At 70.4% G+C, this 17,618-nt stretch carries 21 protein-coding genes; 3 read left to right on the forward strand and 18 right to left on the reverse strand.

Going from position 1 to position 17,618, the window contains the following annotated elements:
- Positions 1-38: 38 nt before the first annotated feature.
- Positions 39-1,076: a tyrosine-type recombinase/integrase gene (locus ACFP2V_RS12105; RefSeq protein WP_381209798.1), complete on the forward strand. Its 1,038-nt coding sequence runs from the start codon at positions 39-41 to the stop codon at positions 1,074-1,076.
- A gap of 85 nt (positions 1,077-1,161) precedes the next feature.
- Here ACFP2V_RS12105 and ACFP2V_RS12110 read toward each other — a convergent pair whose 3' ends face one another.
- Positions 1,162-1,539 carry a hypothetical protein gene (locus ACFP2V_RS12110; RefSeq protein WP_381209801.1) on the reverse strand — a complete coding sequence of 126 codons (378 nt, stop codon included), beginning with the start codon at positions 1,537-1,539 and terminating at the stop codon, positions 1,162-1,164.
- Positions 1,540-1,570: 31 nt separating this feature from the next.
- Positions 1,571-1,804 carry a helix-turn-helix domain-containing protein gene (locus ACFP2V_RS12115; protein WP_381209803.1) on the reverse strand — a complete coding sequence of 78 codons (234 nt, stop codon included), beginning with the start codon at positions 1,802-1,804 and terminating at the stop codon, positions 1,571-1,573.
- Between the two features lie 194 nt (positions 1,805-1,998).
- Here ACFP2V_RS12115 and ACFP2V_RS12120 point away from each other — a divergent pair, with 194 nt between their 5' ends.
- Positions 1,999-7,818, forward strand: a complete 5,820-nt coding sequence (locus ACFP2V_RS12120) for a peptidoglycan DD-metalloendopeptidase family protein (RefSeq protein WP_381209806.1) — start codon at positions 1,999-2,001, stop codon at positions 7,816-7,818.
- 157 nt (positions 7,819-7,975) lie between these two features.
- On the opposite strand, the gene ACFP2V_RS12125 is transcribed toward ACFP2V_RS12120, so the two are convergent.
- The 3 genes from ACFP2V_RS12125 to ACFP2V_RS12135 form a co-directional block, all read right to left on the reverse strand.
- Entirely contained in the window at positions 7,976-9,031 is a 1,056-nt protein-coding gene (locus ACFP2V_RS12125) for a hypothetical protein (RefSeq protein ID WP_381209809.1), read from the reverse strand.
- Positions 8,953-9,405 carry an NUDIX domain-containing protein gene (locus tag ACFP2V_RS12130; protein WP_381209812.1) on the reverse strand — a complete coding sequence of 151 codons (453 nt, stop codon included), beginning with the start codon at positions 9,403-9,405 and terminating at the stop codon, positions 8,953-8,955. Before ACFP2V_RS12130 ends, ACFP2V_RS12125 begins: the two co-directional genes overlap by 79 nt.
- A 216-nt stretch (positions 9,406-9,621) precedes the next feature.
- A complete protein-coding gene (locus ACFP2V_RS12135) occupies positions 9,622-10,005 on the reverse strand; it encodes a DUF6415 family natural product biosynthesis protein (protein WP_381209814.1) in 384 nt (127 codons plus the stop codon).
- Between the two features lie 147 nt (positions 10,006-10,152).
- Between ACFP2V_RS12135 and ACFP2V_RS12140 the strand changes: the two genes are divergently transcribed.
- The gene (locus tag ACFP2V_RS12140; protein ID WP_381209817.1) at positions 10,153-10,395 is read left to right on the forward strand and encodes a GntR family transcriptional regulator; all 243 of its coding nucleotides are present in this window, start codon (positions 10,153-10,155) and stop codon (positions 10,393-10,395) included.
- Between the two features lie 60 nt (positions 10,396-10,455).
- On the opposite strand, the gene ACFP2V_RS12145 is transcribed toward ACFP2V_RS12140, so the two are convergent.
- From ACFP2V_RS12145 to ACFP2V_RS12205, 13 genes are all read right to left on the reverse strand, one after another.
- The gene (locus ACFP2V_RS12145) at positions 10,456-10,644 is read right to left on the reverse strand and encodes a DUF397 domain-containing protein (RefSeq protein WP_381209820.1); all 189 of its coding nucleotides are present in this window, start codon (positions 10,642-10,644) and stop codon (positions 10,456-10,458) included.
- The gene (locus ACFP2V_RS12150) at positions 10,617-11,240 is read right to left on the reverse strand and encodes a DUF5753 domain-containing protein (protein WP_381209823.1); all 624 of its coding nucleotides are present in this window, start codon (positions 11,238-11,240) and stop codon (positions 10,617-10,619) included. Before ACFP2V_RS12150 ends, ACFP2V_RS12145 begins: the two co-directional genes overlap by 28 nt.
- A gap of 128 nt (positions 11,241-11,368) precedes the next feature.
- Positions 11,369-13,591 carry a cell division protein FtsK gene (locus ACFP2V_RS12155; RefSeq protein WP_381209826.1) on the reverse strand — a complete coding sequence of 741 codons (2,223 nt, stop codon included), beginning with the start codon at positions 13,589-13,591 and terminating at the stop codon, positions 11,369-11,371.
- Between the two features lie 85 nt (positions 13,592-13,676).
- A complete protein-coding gene (locus ACFP2V_RS12160; protein WP_381209828.1) occupies positions 13,677-13,865 on the reverse strand; it encodes a DUF6257 family protein in 189 nt (62 codons plus the stop codon).
- Between the two features lie 81 nt (positions 13,866-13,946).
- Positions 13,947-14,195 (reverse strand): hypothetical protein, encoded by a 249-nt coding sequence (locus ACFP2V_RS12165; RefSeq protein WP_381209831.1) that lies wholly within the window; start codon positions 14,193-14,195, stop codon positions 13,947-13,949.
- Positions 14,196-14,305: 110 nt separating this feature from the next.
- Positions 14,306-14,491: a hypothetical protein gene (locus ACFP2V_RS12170; RefSeq protein WP_381209834.1), complete on the reverse strand. Its 186-nt coding sequence runs from the start codon at positions 14,489-14,491 to the stop codon at positions 14,306-14,308.
- Between the two features lie 29 nt (positions 14,492-14,520).
- Positions 14,521-14,829 (reverse strand): hypothetical protein, encoded by a 309-nt coding sequence (locus tag ACFP2V_RS12175; protein ID WP_381209837.1) that lies wholly within the window; start codon positions 14,827-14,829, stop codon positions 14,521-14,523.
- On the reverse strand, positions 14,826-14,999 hold the full coding sequence (locus ACFP2V_RS12180) for a hypothetical protein (RefSeq protein ID WP_381209840.1): 174 nt from the start codon (positions 14,997-14,999) through the stop codon (positions 14,826-14,828). The genes ACFP2V_RS12175 and ACFP2V_RS12180 overlap by 4 nt, the downstream gene beginning before the upstream one ends.
- On the reverse strand, positions 14,996-15,940 hold the full coding sequence (locus tag ACFP2V_RS12185; RefSeq protein ID WP_381209843.1) for a hypothetical protein: 945 nt from the start codon (positions 15,938-15,940) through the stop codon (positions 14,996-14,998). Before ACFP2V_RS12185 ends, ACFP2V_RS12180 begins: the two co-directional genes overlap by 4 nt.
- Complete coding sequence (locus tag ACFP2V_RS12190; RefSeq protein ID WP_381209846.1) at positions 15,937-16,131, reverse strand: hypothetical protein; 195 nt, start codon at positions 16,129-16,131, stop codon at positions 15,937-15,939. Before ACFP2V_RS12190 ends, ACFP2V_RS12185 begins: the two co-directional genes overlap by 4 nt.
- Positions 16,128-16,535, reverse strand: a complete 408-nt coding sequence (locus tag ACFP2V_RS12195) for a DUF6907 domain-containing protein (protein WP_381209849.1) — start codon at positions 16,533-16,535, stop codon at positions 16,128-16,130. Before ACFP2V_RS12195 ends, ACFP2V_RS12190 begins: the two co-directional genes overlap by 4 nt.
- Positions 16,532-16,750, reverse strand: a complete 219-nt coding sequence (locus ACFP2V_RS12200) for a hypothetical protein (RefSeq protein ID WP_381209852.1) — start codon at positions 16,748-16,750, stop codon at positions 16,532-16,534. Before ACFP2V_RS12200 ends, ACFP2V_RS12195 begins: the two co-directional genes overlap by 4 nt.
- A 70-nt stretch (positions 16,751-16,820) precedes the next feature.
- A complete protein-coding gene (locus ACFP2V_RS12205; protein WP_381209855.1) occupies positions 16,821-17,546 on the reverse strand; it encodes a DUF6907 domain-containing protein in 726 nt (241 codons plus the stop codon).
- Positions 17,547-17,618: the final 72 nt, after the last annotated feature.

Raw genomic sequence — 17,618 nt, forward strand, 5'->3', positions numbered from 1 at the left:
CTCTGGAGCCTGAACGGGCTTCGTTCGAGGGGGAGTTCATGACAGAGATCGAGCGCCGCGAACCGGCGAGCCTGCCCGCACGAAGGCAGTTGTCGCCCGAGGCGCAAGCCGCGCTCGCCGCCGGCCGCGCCGACTCCACCCGGAGGGCGTACCGCGAAGACCGCGAGGCGTTCATCAGGTGGTGTGCGGAGCGGGGCGAACAGCCGCTGCCCGCGACACAGGATCTCCTCGTCGAGTACGTCACGCACCTGACGCTCACCCCGCGGCCCCGCACCGGCCGCCCCTCCGCGCCGAGCTCGCTGGAACGGATGCTGTCGGCGATCAGCACGATGCACGCCGAACTGAACCTGCCCAAGCCCGAGACGAAGGGCGCCCGCACGGTCATCGCCGGGTACAAGCACCAGCTTGCCCTCGACAAGAAGCCCGGCGGAAAGCAGCGCCAGGTGAAGGCCGCGCTGCCGCCCGCGCTGAGGAAGATGCTCGACACCATCGACCGGGACACGCTCATCGGGAAGCGGGACGCGGCCATGCTGCTGCTCGGGTACTCCGCGGCGACCCGGTCCTCGGAGCTGGTCGGCATCGACATCGGCGAACCTGTTGAATGCGACGAGGGATACCTGCTGTCGATCTACCGGGTGAAGATGCGGAAGTTCACGGAGTCGGCTGTTCCCTACGGCAAGAGCCCTGCGACGTGTCCGGTGCGTGCGCTGCGGTCCCTGATCGCCGCGATGCGTGAGGCGGGCCGTACCGAGGGCCCGCTGTTCGTGCGCATCGACCGGCACGGCCGGATCGCTCCGCCGATGGTGCGGCACGGTGAGCCGATCGGGGACCCGTCCGGCCGGCTCACCGCGGATGCCGCCTCCGACGTCATCGAGCGCCTGGCGACCGCGGCCGGCTTCGAGGGGCGGTGGCGCGGCCACTCGCTGCGCCGCGGGTTCGCCACGGCAGCCCAGCGCGGCGGGGCGCCGATGGTCCGCATCGCACGGCAGGGCGGATGGGCGGACAACTCGACCTCCCTGGCCCGCTACTTCGACGAAGGCGACCCGTGGGAGGACAACCCCGTCATGGGCCTGTGAGCCGCAACAGGCTTCCTCGAGGGAAGTAAGTCAGAAGGGGTACACGCTGGCGTGTACCCCTTCGTCATGCTGCCCCATGCGGCGGTCACATGAGGTGGGGCAGCTTCAGTGCGGTGATCGTGCCGGTGGTGCCGGACTGGAAGTCGACGTGCAGCTTCCCGCCAGCCTGCTGGAAGCGGGCCGAGGTGAACGGGCCGAGGAACGTCTCGCCGTTGTCGGCGGCGACGGGGGCGGCAAGGTCGCCCTGCGCGGCCATCCATGCGGCGCTGCTGTCACCGGCTCGCACGGTGACGGTCTTGCTGCTGCCCGCGGTGTTCCTCACGCGCAGGAGGGTGCGTTCGAAGTCGGCGGCGTTGATGACGACGCCGTTGGTGACGAGGGTGGCGTCGATGGTGGTGCCGGCCGGGTCGGCGTTGTGCCTGTTCGGGGCGAGCTGGGTGTAGGGCAGGTTCGTTCGGGCCATGGCGGCTCTCCTCGGTTCGATGGCGCGATGGTCATGCGCTGGCGCGGGCTGGGTGGCTGCGGCCGGCGTCGTCGACCGCGGCGGCGTACAGCTGCTTGCACTCCTCGAGCGTCAGGGCCAGGGCGTCGGCGAGGAGTTCGGCGACCGCCATGGACGGCGTGCGCTGCCCGTTCTCGAGCAGCCACAGGTAGCCATGGGTGAGGCCGGTCCGGCGGGCCGCCTCTCGCTGGCCGAGCCCTGCCCGCTCCCGTGCTGCCCGGAGCATCGGCCCGAGGCCCTGCGGAGGTGTGCGCCGAACCCGTATGAGCGCCTTCGATTCCATCGCGTACCGCCCTTCCAGACTTTGAATCCTAGGCTAAATGACCTCCTAGGTCATACACTCGTGTGCTAGGTGCCCGCGTTCTCCTTTGGGTCGGTCCTGGGACGCGGGCACCGCCTTCGAATGGCAGGAGTGCGGGCATGGCAGAGGCAACCGTCGTCGGACGGACGCGGGTATCGATCACCCCGGACACGTCCAAGGTCGGGCCAGCCCTGCTCGAGGAGCTGCCGAAGGCGGTCCGGCCGGGCGCCATCAAGGCCGGCGACGTCATCGCTGACACGATCACCGCGAAGGTGCGGGGCGCCGTCGCGAAGATGAAGCCGGTCGTGAAGGTGGGCCTGGACCTCGACACGGCGGCGACGAAGACCGCCCTCGACAAGCTGACGGCCGCCCGCACGATCAGGCTCGACATCGGCCTCGACACCGGGTCGGCGAAGGCGAAGCTGGACAAGCTCACCGCGGACCGCACCGTCTCCGTCACTGCTGATCTCGACGACAAGGCCGCCACGGCGGCCCTTGACCGGCTCACCCGGGACCGCAAGGTCAAGGTGTCGGTGGACGTCGACGAGGCGACGGCGAAGACGAAGCTCGACGCTCTCCTCGGGCAGCGGACTGTCGACGTCCTGCCGAAGATTCAGCAGGCGGCGCACGACCGGGCGAAGAAGCAACTCGACAAGCTGTGCGCCGACCGCGTCGTCAACATCCGGGCGAGCGTCGACACGCGGGTGGGTGCGCAGGAGATCAAGAACCTCACCCAGCGCCGCCAGGTCCGTATCGGTGTCGACGTCGACACCCGCGTCGCTGCGGACTCCCTCGCCAACCTGACCCGGCGCAGGCAGATGACCGTGCAGGCCCGCGCGGACACGGCCGCCGCGAACACGGCCCTCAACCATGCCGCCCGGGACCGCACCGCCAATATCCGGGTCCGGTCGACCGGCCTCGGCGCACTCACGGCCGGGCTCGGCAGCCTCGGCAGTAGCGGCGGGGGAGGCGCCGGCGGAATCGGCATGCTCGGCGGCCGGATCACCATGCTCGCCGGGGCGGCCCTGTCCGCGCTGCCTGCGATCGCTTCTCTCGGCTCCGTCATCGCGCAGATGGGTCCGCTCGCCGCCACGGCTGCGCCGGCTCTCGGGCTGCTGATCGGTTCCTTCGCCGCCATCAAGGTCGGTACGTCTGGTGTTGGTGACGCCATCAAGGCGGCGTTCAATCCGGTGGCGAGTGAAGCCAAGCAAGCGGCGACCGCGACCCGGCAGGTCGAGACCGCGCAGCGCTCCCTGGCTCGCGCGCAGCGGTCCCTTCAGGACGCCCGGGTGCAGGCCGCCCAGCGCATCGAGCAGGCACAGCAGAAGGTCACCGACTCCGAACGCGACCTGTCCCGCGCCCAGCGTGATGCCCGCCGCGCCCAGCAGGATCTGACCGCCGCACGCCAGCAGGCGATCCGCGACCTCCAGGACATGAACCAGCAGTTGAAGGCTGGCCGCCTGTCCGAGGAAGAGGCCGCCCTCGCAGTCCAGCAGGCCGAACTTGACCTGCAGGCGATCCGCTCCGACCCGGAAGCCACCCAGCTACAGATCCAGCAGGCCGAACTCGCCCGGGATCGGGCGTTGCAGTCCGTCGAGGACCAGCGCATCGCGATGACCCGCCTGGAGAAGGACACGGCCGCCGCGAACAAGGCCGGCGTGGAGGGCTCGAAGACGGTCACCGACGCGAAGCGGCAGATCGCCAACGCGGACGAGCAGGTCGCCGACCGGCAGCGGGCCCTGGTCGAAGCGCAGCGGGGTGTTACTGAGGCGCAGGTGGACGGGCAGCGCCAGATCGCCGACGCGCAGCGGGCCGTCGCCGACGCGGTCCGGCAGATCGCCGAAGCGCACGAGGATGCTGCCGCGCAGACGACGAAGTTCTCCGAGGCGATGGACAAGCTCAGTCCGAACGCGCGGGGCTTCGTCAACACGCTGCGGGAGATGGCGCCCGCCTGGCGCGACATGAAACTCGACGTCCAGGACAGCCTGTTCTCCGGGCTCGGCGCCCGCCTTCAGCAGGTGGGTACGCAGATCCTGCCCACGGTCCGCACGGGTCTCATGGGCGCCGCGGATCAGCTCAACCTGATGGGCAAGAACGCCCTCGGCGCGGTGTCCAACCTGGAGAAGACGGGGACGCTCGGCAAGGTCTTCGACGGGCTGCGCCAGAACCTCGGCAACTTGTCCCGCGTCCCCGGCCAGATGGTCACCGGCTTCGCCCAGCTGTCCGTGGCCGCACAGCCCGCCTTCAACCGGATCACCGGTGGCATCGGCGAGGCCATGGACCGGACCATGAAGAAGCTGGGCAAGGCTTTCGAGGACGGCCGCCTCGAGAAGGCGATCTCCACCGCCCTGGATGTGGCCGTGCAGTTCGGCGGAGTCCTCGCCGACCTGGGCGGAATCTTCGCCGGGATTTTCAAGGCGGCCGGTGCCGCGGGTGGCGATTTCTTCGGCGTCATCGGGGCGGCCATCAAGGAGATCCGCCGCGTCGTCGAGATGCCCGAGGTACAGGCGGCGCTGACGGCGATCTTCAAGGCGCTCAATGCGGTCGCGAAGCTTGTTGCGGGCGGGCTCGGGGCCGCGATCCAGGCTGTGATGCCGATCCTCGCGGCGTCCGCCCCCATCATGCAGAAGCTGGCGGAGGATCTGGGGCCGATCCTCGCCACGGTCCTTGAGTCCCTGGGCAAGGCCCTGCTGCCCGTCATCGAGACGCTGATGCCGATCCTCGACGACATTGCGAGGGTGTTCGCCGACGTGGCGGTGTTGCTGTTGCCGCTGCTGCAGCCGCTCGGTGACCTGGTTGGGGTGATCCTCGAAGCCGTCGCACCGGTCATCGACTTGATGGGCAAGAACCTCATCACGATCCTTGGCGCAGTCGTCGAGTTCCTTGCTCCGGTCATCATGGCGCTGATCCCCGCCGTGCAGATGTTCGGCGATCTCTTCGCCCAGCTCGCCCCCGTGTTCGCGCAGTTCTATCCGGCCCTGCTGCCGCTGATCCCGCCGCTGACGCAGCTGGCTTTGTCGCTGATCACGCTCGCCATGCAGGTGCTCACCCCACTGATGCCGCTGATCGTCATGCTCGCCGGGCTCCTCACCAAGGTGCTGGGCGGGGCGATCAAGTTCCTCGTTCCGATCGTCAACACGGTGATCGGCTGGTTCACGAAGTTCGTCGACGCGTGCACAGTCGCCGTGAAGTGGGTCGTCGACCAGTTCAAGAAGCTGTTCGACATCCTCCTCGGCCACTCGATCATCCCCGACATCGTCAACGGCACCTTCAACTGGTTCAAGAAGCTGTGGAAGTGGCTGACCAGCATCGCCCGCGACATCAAGAACGATGTCGTCGGCTTCTTCGGCGACCTGAAGGACGGCGCGGTCAAGATCTGGGAAGACTTCTGGGGCCGGGTCCGGTCGATTGCCTCCGAGGCGCGGCGGCTGGTGCGGGAAGGGATCGCCTCTTGGGGCGACCGACTGAAGGAAATGTTCCGCGAAATCCGAGACGGCGTCGGTAAGGCGTGGAAGGGCATTCAGGACCTGGTCAAGGCGCCCATTAAGTTCTGGATTGAGACGGTTTACAACAAGGGCGTCGTTGCGGTGTGGAACGCCACGGCCGCCAAGCTGCCCAACATCGGCTCCCTTGACGAGATGCCGATGCCGAAGGGCTTCGCCCGCGGTGGCGTGCTGCCGGGCTACTCGACGTTCCGTCAGGGCGACGACCAGCTCGTGCCCATGCGGCGCGGGGAGGGCGTGTACGTCAGCGAGGCGATGCGGGATCCGTATGAGCGGGCGCGGCTGTTCGCGGTGAACCAGGCGGCGATGGCCGGCCGCTCCCTGGCCCCGTTCCGCGGCTTCGCAGAGGGCGGCATCTTCTCCGGCATCCGGAGCGTCGGATCGGGCATCGCGGGCAAGGTCGGGGACGCGCTCTCTGCGGGCGCCGACGCGGTTCGCGGCGGCTTCGCGGACCTGGCGGAGACGGCTTTCAAGCCCGTCAAGAAGGGCATCCTCAAGGCGCTGGGCGACAACAAGAACACGTATCCCGGGATGATCGGCCAGGCCCCGATCCATCTGATCGACGAGGCGATCGAGTGGATCCGGGGCGAGGACATCCCGGAGGCGTCCGGGCAGTGGATGAAGCCGGTGAAGGCCCCGTATGGCACTCCGTTCGGCAAGCGCGGGTCGATGTGGTCCAGCGGTCGGCACACGGGTCTGGACTTCCCGGCGGCGACGGGCACGCGGGTGGTGGCCGCCGACAGCGGCACCGTCGCCACGGCCCAAAACGGCGGGCCTTACGGCAAGCACGTCACCATCAACCACGGCGGCGGGCTGGCGTCCCTGTACGCGCACATGTCGTCGATGGTCGCCAAAGCAGGGGACGGCATCACGAAGGGCACGAGGGTCGGCGCGGTTGGTGCGACGGGCAACGTGACCGGCCCGCACCTCCACTTCGAAGCCAGGGTGAACGGGCGCACCGTCGACCCGATGGGCTACCTGTCGGGTGGCGGGGACGTCGGCGGTAAGGGTGTGCAGCGGTGGGCGGGCACGGTGCGTACCGCTCTGGGGCAGCTCAATCAGTCCATGTCCCTGGTGAACACGACGCTGCGGCGGATGAACCAGGAGTCCGGCGGCAACCCGCGCGCGGTCAACAAGACGGACAGTAACTGGCAGCGGGGCACTCCGTCCGTGGGCCTGATGCAGGTGATCGAGCCGACGTTCCGGGCGTTCGCCGGCCGCTACAAGGGCACCGGGCCGAAGCTGTACGGGGTGAGCACGGATCCGCTGGCGAACGTGTACGCCTCGATGCGGTACGCGCTGCGCACCTATGGCAGCTTGGGCCGGGCGTACAACCGGCCGGGCGGGTATGCGATGGGCGGCATCGTTCGCGTCAACCGCGGGCTCGGCTCGGGTGGCTACGCCAAGGGCGGGGTCATCAAGGTCGCCGGGAAGCGCATCGACACCGGACCGCTCGCCGCGAGCGTCGGCGGGGACTTCCTCAAGTCCCTGGCGGGTACGGCCGCGTCCATCAACACGGCCATGACCCGCGTCGCGACGGCGGTGAAGAATGCTTTCAAGGGCGTGAAGACGACCCTGGACAACAAGCTCCTCGCACAGATCAGCAAGACGAACGCACAGCTCCAGGCATTGTCGAAGCAGAGGGATGCGATCGCCGCGAAGATCACGGCGGCGAAGGAACTCGCGAAGAGTGCCACGGAGCAGGCCACCGGATTCACGTCGATGACCGGCCTGCCCAACGCGGGCAACACGTTCGACGCGAGCGGCATCCTGGGCGGGCTGAAGGTACGCCTCGGACAGCTGAAGACGTTCGGGAAGAACCTGCAGCTCCTCAACAAGCGCGGCCTCAACAAGAGCCTGTTGCAGCAGCTCATCAGCGCAGGCCCGGAGCAGGGCGCCGCCTACGCTCAGGCCCTCGTCGACGCGACACCGGCCGAGCTGAAGAGCATCAACACGGTGCAGGCATCCATCGACAAGGCCACCACGGCGTTCGGCAAGGACGCCGCCGACGCCATGTACGACGCGGGCGCCAACTCCGGCAAGGGCTACCTCACCGGCCTCGCCTCCACGCAGAAGGCCATCGAGGCACAGATGGCGAAGATCGCCAAGGCGATCCAGAAGACCATCAAGGTCGAGTTGAAGATCAAGTCGCCGTCCCGAGTCCTCGAGGGCCTGGGCCGCTTCACCGGACTGGGCTTCTCCCGCGGCGTGGAGGCCACCGTCCCGCAGGCTCGGGCTGCAGCCGTCCGCATGGCCGGGGCTGTTCGCGCCACCGCGGCAGCCACCGCCACGCGCATCAGCAACAGCCAGACCATCAAGAACGGCGGCGACCGGCACCTCCACTACCGCGCCGCGGTCACCGAGGTCGCCTCCCGTAAGAGCGTCCTCGACGCGCTGGCCATGGACGACATGCTGAACCGAACGGTGGTGGTCTGAGACCAGGGCAGTCCGGGGCTTTGAGGCGGCCCTGGACGCGCCTACGCCCCGAAGGTGAGAGCGGGGCAAGCGGGAGGCCCCCGGGCGCCAGAGGAGCGCCTGGGGGCCTCTCGTGGCTGCGGCCCGCCCCCGACGGGGCACGGGGTCGGGCCGCGGCTTAGGCGCCGAGGGCGAAGTAGCCGTCGGCCTGGAAGGCGCCGCTGAACGTTCCCGGTCCGTGCCTGCTGTCCAGCCAGTGGCACAGGCTGCTGCTGTCTCCGTTGACCGTGGCAGTGAGCACCAGGTCGTGCAGGTCCTCGGATTCGCCCGAGCCGAACTCGGTCAGCCAGGCGGCGTACCGGCGATTCACGCCGCGCTCATAGCGGCCCATCGACGTCACGTAGGCGCCTGCCTCGCCATCGATCGCCGGCGGCTCGCCGTCGTTGAGCTGGCCGGTGACGTCGCGGTACGCCCACCAGCCGGGGTCGGCCGGCGAGCTGGGGCCGGTGATCCCGTAGCGGGCCGCGATGTGGCGGGTGATCCGCCGTGCCTCGCGGTCGCAGGCGCCCTCCATGACGACACCCAAGTTGCGGGTGTGCGAAGCGTCCTGCGGGTCGGCGGCCGAGTACGTCCGGCCGTTGGGCCGCCGCCAGTTGACTCCGTACTGGGTGCGCGTCGGTTGGCCGTCCACGAGGACGTACCGGCGGGCAGAGCCATAGTGCAGGCAGTCATGGGCGTAGGCGCGCAGCACGTCCATCATGGCCAGCCCGGGATCCGCGGGCGTGTCCTGCTGCATCGGCCCGTACATGGTGATCAGGGCCGCCATCTGCAGGTGCCGATAGCCCTGATCCCTGTGATGGAATCCGCCGAAGGCGCCGCCGTGGGTGGACTCGGCGCCGACGAGGACCCGGTCCAGCGGCAGCATGTGCCGCAGGCCGAGCTGGTTGTAGCGGTTGCGGGCGAGGTACAGGCCAGCGTGGAACGGCGCCACGTCGACGCCCGCCGCCCGCCACCGGTCGAGCCGCTCCGACAGGGGCCGGAACACATGAGCGGGGTGTGCTGCGACCAGCGTCGTCGGATCGGTGCGCCACGCGGCGAGAGCGTCGGCGACCGCGGCGCAGTCTCCGACGAGCGTCTCGTGCGGCGCGAGGCGGATCAGGCCGGTGTCGAGCCGGTGATGAGTTGCCGGTGGGAGTCCTGCATCCCGTGCGGCAGCGTGCTGGGGGAGAACCATTTGCCCTCCAGGATTTCGAATGAATCGATCTTCATGTCGCCGCCGACGAGGTGTGCCTCGTAGGCGACTTCGACGCGCAGCCGGTAGCCCGACTGCAGGTGCACCAGGCGGCCGGCCTTGACCTCGAGGCCGGTCTCTTCGCGGACCTCGCGGACGACTGTGGCGCCGAACTCTTCGCCCGACTGGGCGTAGCCGGTGGGCAGACCCCACTGGCGACCTTCGGGCCACATGCGGTGACGCAGGAGGAGCACGCGGCCCTGATCGTCGCGGACGATGCCGGTCACGCCGACCATGAATTTGGCATGGGCGAACCAGAGCACACGCCATTGGATCGGGCGGATCGCGCGCCAGACACGAGCGATGAGACGCTTCATCGGTGTGACCCTTCTGGTGGGAGATCCGCCATATTGGCGCGTTCTCCCAGTGGTGACCAACTGCGGACACTCCGCCGGAACGGAGATCTGTTGGATGCGGCCGCCCCGCCACGGGGGAGGCGAGGGCGGCCGCTCCTTCCCGCTACTGGCGTCGGGGTGAGCCAGCAGCGGGGGCATGGTGGCTGGCCCGGGGCGTCCGCCGGCGGGCCCCGGGAGCTAGGGCTGGCGGACGGTCAGCCGCTCAAGGTGGGTGCACAGTGCGTTGACGGAGCGGGCCAGCCGCATCGCGACGGACATGCGCACGGCGGGGTTGTCTCCGGCGCCCAGCCGCAGACGCATGCGGGCTTCGCCGGCCGCGGCCATGACGCACGCCCTGGGCGCGCCGTCCGCGGGCAGGCTACGGGCCGCAACCTCGACGTCGACGACCAGCAGCTCGAGGTGCCCGCGCAGGGCGAGGGTGAGGGTCTGCAGTTCCTCTGGGGCGATCGGCTTCGCGTCCGGGGCGAGCAGCCGGTGCGCACTGGCGCGCATGGTGACGATGTCCGCCGGGTGATGCTCTGCCCCTGACTCGATCACCGAGGGGGCAGTACGGTGCTCCATGTCGACTCCATCCAGTCGGCCAACCCCCCGAGCCCGGCCAGGCTGCGGGGGCTTCTCGTGTTCCCGCAGCGTAGACCTGCTTGTCAGGTGTTGTCAGGTGACGTAACCCGACGGGAAGCATCGTCGTATCGCTCCTACGGTCGATACATGACCGTGGATCTCGACGGGCCCGAACCGCTGTACGAGCAGATCGCCGCGGTGCTCACTGCCCGGATCGCCGACGGCACCTATCCGCCGCGCCGGCGCGTGCCGTCCGAGGCGGGGATCGTCGAGGAGTTCAACGTGTCCCGGCCGACCGCGCGGGCGGCCGTGCAGCTGCTCGTTGAGCGCGGCCTGGTCGTCACCGTGCGCGGCAAGGGCAGCTACGTCGTCGACGCGCCCCAGGCATGACGAAAGGCCCCTGCCCGGTCGTGGTGACCGTGCAGGGGCCAGAGGCGCGGGCTATCGGGGCTACGGCTGGCGGACCCAGTCGATGAAGCCCTGCCAGGCCGGCGACCCGATCGGGACAGTGGCGCGGCCTCGAGCCTTCGTGTCGCGCACCAGGACACCCGAGGCGGGGCGCGACCACTCCAGGCACGCCCCGGAGTCGGTGTAGGTCGAGGTCTTCCAGATCAGCCGGTCGTCTTCCCTCTGCGGCACAACGCCCCCCATGCTCCGTCGATGAGCTGCACCGAAGCCTGCGGCGAAAGCGCCAGGCTGGTCAGCCTCTCCCAAGCGGAAGCGTAGGCGGCGACGTCCTCGGGGCGGCTGCTGATCGTCGAGTCCGTCAGGGACTCCACGAACACCGCCCGCCGGCCCGCCGCCTGATAGAGGGTGAAGGCGCCCAGTAGGCCCGGGTGTTCCTCGCCGCCCTGCGGCAGCACGCGCACCGTCAGGGACGGCTGCAGGGCCTCGAGGGTGAGCAGGTGCTCCAACTGGTCGGCGAGCGCCTGACGGCCGCCCACGGGCCGGTGCAGAGCGGACTCGTCGATGACGACGCTGATGCTGCGGGCGCCGGGCCGTCCGAGTTCGTCGATGCGCTTGCGGCGGGCGTCGGCGCGTTCGTCGACGACCTCGAGCGGCAGGGCCGGGGCGGCGGCGCGGATGGCCGCGGCGGCGTAGGCGAAGCTCTGGAGCAGCCCGGGCACCACCATGGGCTGCCAGATCTGCACACTGTCGGCGTCGGCTTCGATGGCGGCCAGGCGGGCGATGTGCTCGCCGAGCGTCTCCGCCGGCGAGTCGAAGATGGCGGTCAAGGGGGTCCTCTCAAAAGGCGGGGTACGAGGCGGGGTGAGGGCCCTGCCCCGCACCCCTCTACGGGCACTACTTCGCAGGTGGGGGCCCACTACCAAGGTCACTACCGGGGTAGCGGGCCCCCTCTACATCAGGCGCTCTCGGGGCTGTCGCCGGAAGGGGTGTTCGTAGCGGGCCCGGTAGCGGGGGAGCCCTCTACCCGCCGTGCGGACAGCAGCAGTTCGGCGGGCACCGCGGCCTCGAGGTCGGCCCGCCGGTAGCCGGCCCGGTTCACGCCGGACACCTTCACCTGTCGCGTCGTCCGGTCGACGCCCGCGGCCTCGAGTTCGGCGGCCAGGCGCTCGGGGTCCCAGTCGCCGTACCGGTCCTCGTCGACGTTCACGAGCCGGTCGAGCAGGTCGACGGTGTGCATCCGGTCGGTGTGCCGCATGACGTCGAGGCAGTCCGACAGGACAGGGGCGATGCTGTAGCCGGCCTGGTCGGCGGCGGCGGTGACGTCTCCGACCGCGTCCCCGGTGAGCTGGTTGTGCTTGACGCGCAGGGCACGGCCGCGCTGGCACAGTTCGGAGAAGGCGGGCCCGTCGAGGAAGTCGGCGCGCACGGTCACGAACGACGCGGGGCCGGTGACCAGCACGCCGGTGCCCTTGTGCTCCTCGGAGAGCACGGAGGCGTCGGCGCCCTGGGCGGCCTTCCCCTTACCCAAAATCATGTCAGAGCTGGTCTGATCGACGACCTGCGTCGAGTAGCGCAGGGTGATGATCTCCCGCAGCTTCGTCGGCACGCTGTCGGCGTCGGGGCGCTGGCTGGCGTAGTTGGAGATGAACCCTGCGGCGGGGCCGCGGCGGGCGAGCCTGCAGAGGTCGTTGATGACCTGCTCGCGGTCGTCCTTCTCCATCGCGGTGAAGTACTCCTGAAGTTCGTCGATCGTCAGGAAGATGACCGGCAGGTTGTACCGCTCGACGATGCCCGGGGTCAGCTTGCCCTCGGGGCAGACGGAGACGGGCAGGCCGCGCAGCAGCACGAACCGGCGCTCCATCTCCGCCAACAGCTCCTTCAGCATCGCCTTGAGCGCCTCGACGGCGTCGTCCTCGGCTCCCATGACCAGCCGATGCGCGACCGCCTTGAGCGGCATCCAGTCCGCCCCACCCTTCCCATCAGCGACGTAATGCCGCACGTAGGGGTCGAGCAGGCCGGCCGCAGTGAGCAGGCGCTGGGTGAAGGTTTTGCCCCGTCGGGGCAGGCCGCCGAAGAACAGCGACTGCCACATGACCGGCACGGTGATGCGCGTTCCGCGGGCGTCCTGCCCGAACGGGATCGGGTCCCACACGCTGAACGTCTCCGCCTTGACCAGCGGGGACGGGTTCGGCGTACCGAGGTAGGGGTCGTCGTCGGCGACCCAGAGCGATACCCGCCCGGCGTTTCCGCCGGCTGCTGCGCGGACGCGGGAGGCGATGACCTGGATCTCGTCGACGCCGAGCTCGGCGGCGATCGCCGTGCGCTTGGCGAGGACGTCGGCAGCCGTTTTGCCGCCGCCCTTGGGCAGGTCGAAGATGACCGCCCACCCGTTCCCGTCCCGCACGGGCCCCATCACGCAGGTGACCCGGGGGCCGTCGTCGTCGCCCTTGCCTGCCTTGAGCAGGCCCGCGGCGCGCAACGCGTCGTTGAGCTGCTGCGCGGACATGTCCACCCGCAGTGGCGGCGTCGGGTTGTCGAGGAGCTGCACGTCGTCGCCGCGCCCGAGGTAGGCGAGCGGGAGCGCCACGGCGGCGACCATGCCGGCCTGTACGGGCAGCGGGGCCAGCCACCAGCCGACCGCCGTGGCAGCGACGGCGGTTGCGGCGGCACCGAAGCGCCAGCGGCGGGCGAGGGTGCGTTCCCGGTGCAGCAGCGCGTACTTGACGGCCATGTCGACGTCCTCGGGGTGCTCGCGCACGTGGGCGCGGAGGGCGTTCACGGTGGCGCTGCGGTCCGAGGCGGTGAGGGAAGGCCACAGTCCGCGCACGGCGCGCCACAGGCCCTTCGTGGCCAGCCACGCCGTGCGGAACGCGTACTTGGGGACGCGCAGCAGGTGGTAGCGGGAGTGCCACAGGCACAGCCTGCCCAGCGCGGCCGTGTTCGCCTTCAAGGATGCTGCCGACTGCGCCCAGGCCGGGAGGATCGGCACGTCCGGCACGGTCAGCCAGTCGGCGAGCGGGTTGTCGTCGCGGTCGACCGCCTCCCCCTGCACCTGCTGGTCATCGTCGAGGGTGGACGCCGGCACCCATCCTTCCTCGGGTGCGGGCGCGAACTTCAGCAGCGACACCTGCGGGTTCGCGTATCCGTTGATTACGGGCGTCGGGATGGTGTCCGTCATGATGTGATCTCCGGTTGCTCGTGAGGGTGGCTGGGAGGCCCGGGGCGGCCGGTTTTGCCTGGCAGCTGACGGCCGCCCCGGGGCGTTACTTGCGCTTGCTCTGCTTCTCTTCGCGCTTGCGGGCGCCCTCGAGGACGCGGTCGAACTTCCGCTGCAGGTCGCCCTGGTAGACGTGGCCGACGGTCTTGTCGTCGGCGATGCCGCGCTTCGCCATCCGGGCCGTGAGCCATGCGAGCTTGGCGATCTCGCCGGCGGTGAGCTTCGGGTCTGCCATGGGGTTCTCCTCGGGGTGATGGACCGGGGCTGTCCCGGCTCCCCTCACCGCCCGTGCGAGACGGGCGGATCGGGCAGCCGGTCAGCCGCGGGTCGTGCAGGTGGGGTAGTTGGAGCCGCGGACGCAGTGCCGGTAGTCGGCGCGGGTGACGCGGAACTTCCGACCGTCGACGGTCAGCCAGTAGCGCCAGCCGCCCGACTTGAAGTAGGCGCGGTCCCGGTCGGTGACGCGGCCGGACGGTCCGGCCGGGTAGTCCGGCGTGCACGCGGTGGTCACCGCGAGCAGCGCCAGGACAAGAGCGGCGAGCAGGTATCGGGCCTGGCAGGTCATCTCAAAGCAATCCCTTCCGGGAGAGAAGCGGTCATCGGGTGGTGCCGGGTCGGCTCCCCTCACCGCCCGACAGACCGACGCGGTGTCGGTCTGCGGGACGGAAGGGCAGGTCAGCGGTGCAGGCGCATGCGGCACAGGACGGTGCGGACCTCGCCGGGACTGGTCTTCATGCCGGCGTTGACGGCGAGCCAGACGACGTCGGCGGGGCGGACGCGGCCGTGGTCGCGCAGCATCTGGCGGGCGATGCGGCCGATGCGGGTACGGCGCTCACGGCTGGCACGGGAACGAACACTCATGACTGGACTCCTTGCAGGTGGGATGGGGGTTACTTGCTGTTGAGGTAGTCGCGCCACAGGCCGCGCAGGACCAGGGCGAGGATCGCGACGGACACGGCGCCGATGGCGACGGCGATCGCGAAGAGGGAGGCGACCAGGCCGCCGGCGATGCCGAGGAAGCCGAGCGTCAGCCACTTCCGCGTGTCGAACTCGGACCGCGGCACCGGGGTCGGCTGGGGCGGCTGCTGCTGGGCGAGGAGCTGCTGCGCGGCGAGGACCGCGGCGATGAGTTCCACCTGCCGGGTGTTGTCGGCGGCGGCCACCACGTCGGCCGCGGCCTTCTCGAGGGCGTCGCTCACCGCGTCCACCTCCCCAGCCGGGGCAGGTACGGGCGGGCGAGGATGCCGAGGACGAACGCGACCAGCAGCGGCTGGGACGCCAGCACGGCCACGGCGGCGACGGCCAGGGCGGGCGCCTGCGGGATGGTCAGGAGCAGCCCGAGCAGGGCGCCGAGGAGAAGCCACTTCATGACCGGTCACCACCCTCGGCGAGCTGCTTCTCACGGTCGTACAGGGCATCGATTACGTCCCACGCTCCGGTCAGCCCGCGGGTGTTCATCGCGGCGCGCATCGCAGCCCGGAACTTCCGCTTGGACGGCGGCGGATCGGTCGCGTACAGCTCCGCGGCCAGCAGCGCCACCGCACGGCTGTTGGCTTCCTTCGCCGACTCCAGCGCGGGCGTGCCGTCCTCCGTGCCGGACCGGTCACCCGAAGCCCCGTCACCCCCCGTGCCAAGTGCAGGAACGGGCTCCGGCACACCGCCCGACAGCAGGGCCTCGAGGTCGCTGTCGGAGACCAGGCCGGGCAGCTCGCCGACCGGCTCGGGCAGGGGGTGCTGGTCCATCACTTCGGCGTACTTTTCGTAGGCGTCGTGCGTGACCGTGACCGCCTTCGCTTCCGCCTCCCGGGCGCCCTTCACGATGTCGGCTGCCGCCGTGGTCTCGTCGGCGCGGGCCGCCGCTACAGCCCGGGACACGGCGATGCGGTCACGGGTCGCGGCACGGGTCCGGTCGATGGCGGCCTGAGCGCGGGCACTGATCCGGGTACGGTCCCGGTCGATCGCCATCACCAACGTCACCTTGGCCAGGACAGGGATCAGGGCGCCGACCACGGCGGCCAGGACGTCCCCAGCGAGCAGCCCGTGAACGGTCAGTACCGCGACGGTCAGCGGCAGGAACACCCAGCCGATCGCCTTCGGTAGTCGGGCACTGGATCCCTGCCGGCGGTGCGCGGTCTCCTGCGCCAGGGCGTACAGCCATACGGCGTCGTAGAGAACGGCGACGGAGTAGGCGAACGCGGGGTGAGCGGTCGCGGCGAGGATGCCGCCGATGGCGGTGACGGCCCACACGATGGCGATGGCGGTGAGCGTGGCGGGCAGCAGCCAGGGCGCCGCCTTCTTGACGTTGCTCATGAGTACTCCTCGGCGGCCCGCACGACACGGTGCGCGGCCAGGCAGACGCCTTCACGGTCGCGGCGCTCGTTCGCGTCGAGCAGCGCGGCCATCAGGGCGGGTACGGACGGGAGGGGACGGGCCGACCGCTCGAGGCGGCGGAGGGCGGCGTGCTCGGTCGGGCGGCGCACGGGCCACTTCTTGGCGCTCACGGGCGGTCACCTCGCAGGCGGGCGACCTCGTCGAGGGTGCGGTCGATGCGGACGGCTGCGGCACGCAGGGCCTGGGCGAGGTGGCGGCCGTCCTCGACGGCGACGGTGACCTCGACGTCCACGCGGATCGCGAGCAGCGGCGCCGGCTCCGGCTGCACCTGGCCGTGGGGCGCCCAGCTGATGCGCGCCTCCATGACCTGCAGCGGCCCGTACTGGGCGGTGACGGCGTCGGCGCGGACCGCGGGCCCGTTGTGGGTGACGTCGGCGAGGTGGCCGACCAGGTCGTCGTCGTGGCCGCGGCACCAGGCGGGCTCGGGTACGACGACCTCACCGCGGTCGAGGGTCAGCAGGATGACGACGCCGTCCCGGTAACGCGGGTCCTGCCGGCGGGGCGCGGTGCTCACTGGCCCTCACCCCGCTCGGCGTCCACCGCGGCGATCAGGGAGCGCATCCGGTAGTGCAGGCCGACCGCGGCCTTCACCATCGCCTGGTGGTCGTGGATGTTGGCCGTGGCCACCCGGTCCAGGTACTCGCGGACCGCCCGCAGCTCACGATCCAGGGGCGCCGGGAAGACCTCGGTGTCGTCCGGGTCGTGCAGCGGGTTGTAGGAGGTGCTCACCGGGTTGCTCCCAGGGTGTCGGGGGTGGGGCGGCGCCTCGGAGGGGAGGCGCCGCACCAGCGGAAGGGACTCAGCCACGGCTGCTGGTCTGGGCGTCGTGCCAGGCGAGCAGGGCGCGGCGGGTCTGGTCCTCCCGCAGCTGCTGCGGCAGGTCCGGCAGCATGCGCAGCTCCATCGCCCCCGGCTCCCCGACCAGGGCGAGCACGGCCTTACGGCCGATGTCCTCGGTCTCCACGGCCCGCACACCGAACGCCTTCAGCAGGTAGGCGATCGGCATCGACTGCACGTCGGTGCGGGACAGCGACAGCCACGGCTTGCCGGTGCCGCGGGCGGCGGCCCGCTCGGCGTGGTCGTCGGCCTGCGCCTGGGCGAGCCGGTCACCCAGCCGGATCAGCTCGTTGAGGTGGGCGCGGACCCGGCGGATCTGCTCGTCGAGCTCGATGCGGTTGCGGCAGATCAGGCTTTCGCCGCTGCTGGCCTCGGGGGTGAGGTCGATGTGCGGCTTCGTGTCGCCGTCGGGGTCGAACGGCCACTGAACGAGGCGGGCCTCGAGGATGGTCTCCCGCTCGCCGTCGACGTCGTCGAAGCCGAGGCTGATCGGGGCGCCCGTGTGCTGCAGGTCGACGGGGTCGATGCCGCGCTCGATGTCGTCGGCGTGGTCGGCGGTGCACCAGGCGGGGCAGTCGACGGCGAGGAAGCCGCCGGAGCGCAGCGGGTAGGTGACGGTGCGGTCCTCGACGACGGCCGGCTTCGGCTCGATGAACGCGGCGGGGATGGTCTGTACGGTGTTCTGCATGGTCCTTCTCCCTGGTGAATAGGGGTTCGGCCTAGGCCCCGGCGGGTGTTGCGAGCACCTGCCGGGGCCGCC

Source organism: Streptomyces incanus, assembly GCF_042656345.1.
GTDB classification, from domain to species: Bacteria; Actinomycetota; Actinomycetes; order Streptomycetales; family Streptomycetaceae; genus Streptomyces; species Streptomyces incanus.

What these genes read in the sequence shown, in the direction of transcription:
- ACFP2V_RS12105 (WP_381209798.1), top strand. Translation starts at nt 39, where the DNA reads ATGACAGAGATCGAGCGCCGCGAACCGGCGAGCCTGCCCGCACGAAGG.
- ACFP2V_RS12110 (WP_381209801.1), bottom strand. Translation starts at nt 1,539, where the DNA reads ATGGCCCGAACGAACCTGCCCTACACCCAGCTCGCCCCGAACAGGCAC.
- ACFP2V_RS12115 (WP_381209803.1), bottom strand. Translation starts at nt 1,804, where the DNA reads ATGCTCCGGGCAGCACGGGAGCGGGCAGGGCTCGGCCAGCGAGAGGCG.
- ACFP2V_RS12120 (WP_381209806.1), top strand. Translation starts at nt 1,999, where the DNA reads ATGGCAGAGGCAACCGTCGTCGGACGGACGCGGGTATCGATCACCCCG.
- ACFP2V_RS12125 (WP_381209809.1), bottom strand. Translation starts at nt 9,031, where the DNA reads ATGGTTCTCCCCCAGCACGCTGCCGCACGGGATGCAGGACTCCCACCG.
- ACFP2V_RS12130 (WP_381209812.1), bottom strand. Translation starts at nt 9,405, where the DNA reads ATGAAGCGTCTCATCGCTCGTGTCTGGCGCGCGATCCGCCCGATCCAA.
- ACFP2V_RS12135 (WP_381209814.1), bottom strand. Translation starts at nt 10,005, where the DNA reads ATGGAGCACCGTACTGCCCCCTCGGTGATCGAGTCAGGGGCAGAGCAT.
- ACFP2V_RS12140 (WP_381209817.1), top strand. Translation starts at nt 10,153, where the DNA reads ATGACCGTGGATCTCGACGGGCCCGAACCGCTGTACGAGCAGATCGCC.
- ACFP2V_RS12155 (WP_381209826.1), bottom strand. Translation starts at nt 13,591, where the DNA reads ATGACGGACACCATCCCGACGCCCGTAATCAACGGATACGCGAACCCG.
- ACFP2V_RS12160 (WP_381209828.1), bottom strand. Translation starts at nt 13,865, where the DNA reads ATGGCAGACCCGAAGCTCACCGCCGGCGAGATCGCCAAGCTCGCATGG.
- ACFP2V_RS12165 (WP_381209831.1), bottom strand. Translation starts at nt 14,195, where the DNA reads ATGACCTGCCAGGCCCGATACCTGCTCGCCGCTCTTGTCCTGGCGCTG.
- ACFP2V_RS12170 (WP_381209834.1), bottom strand. Translation starts at nt 14,491, where the DNA reads ATGAGTGTTCGTTCCCGTGCCAGCCGTGAGCGCCGTACCCGCATCGGC.
- ACFP2V_RS12180 (WP_381209840.1), bottom strand. Translation starts at nt 14,999, where the DNA reads ATGAAGTGGCTTCTCCTCGGCGCCCTGCTCGGGCTGCTCCTGACCATC.
- ACFP2V_RS12185 (WP_381209843.1), bottom strand. Translation starts at nt 15,940, where the DNA reads ATGAGCAACGTCAAGAAGGCGGCGCCCTGGCTGCTGCCCGCCACGCTC.
- ACFP2V_RS12205 (WP_381209855.1), bottom strand. Translation starts at nt 17,546, where the DNA reads ATGCAGAACACCGTACAGACCATCCCCGCCGCGTTCATCGAGCCGAAG.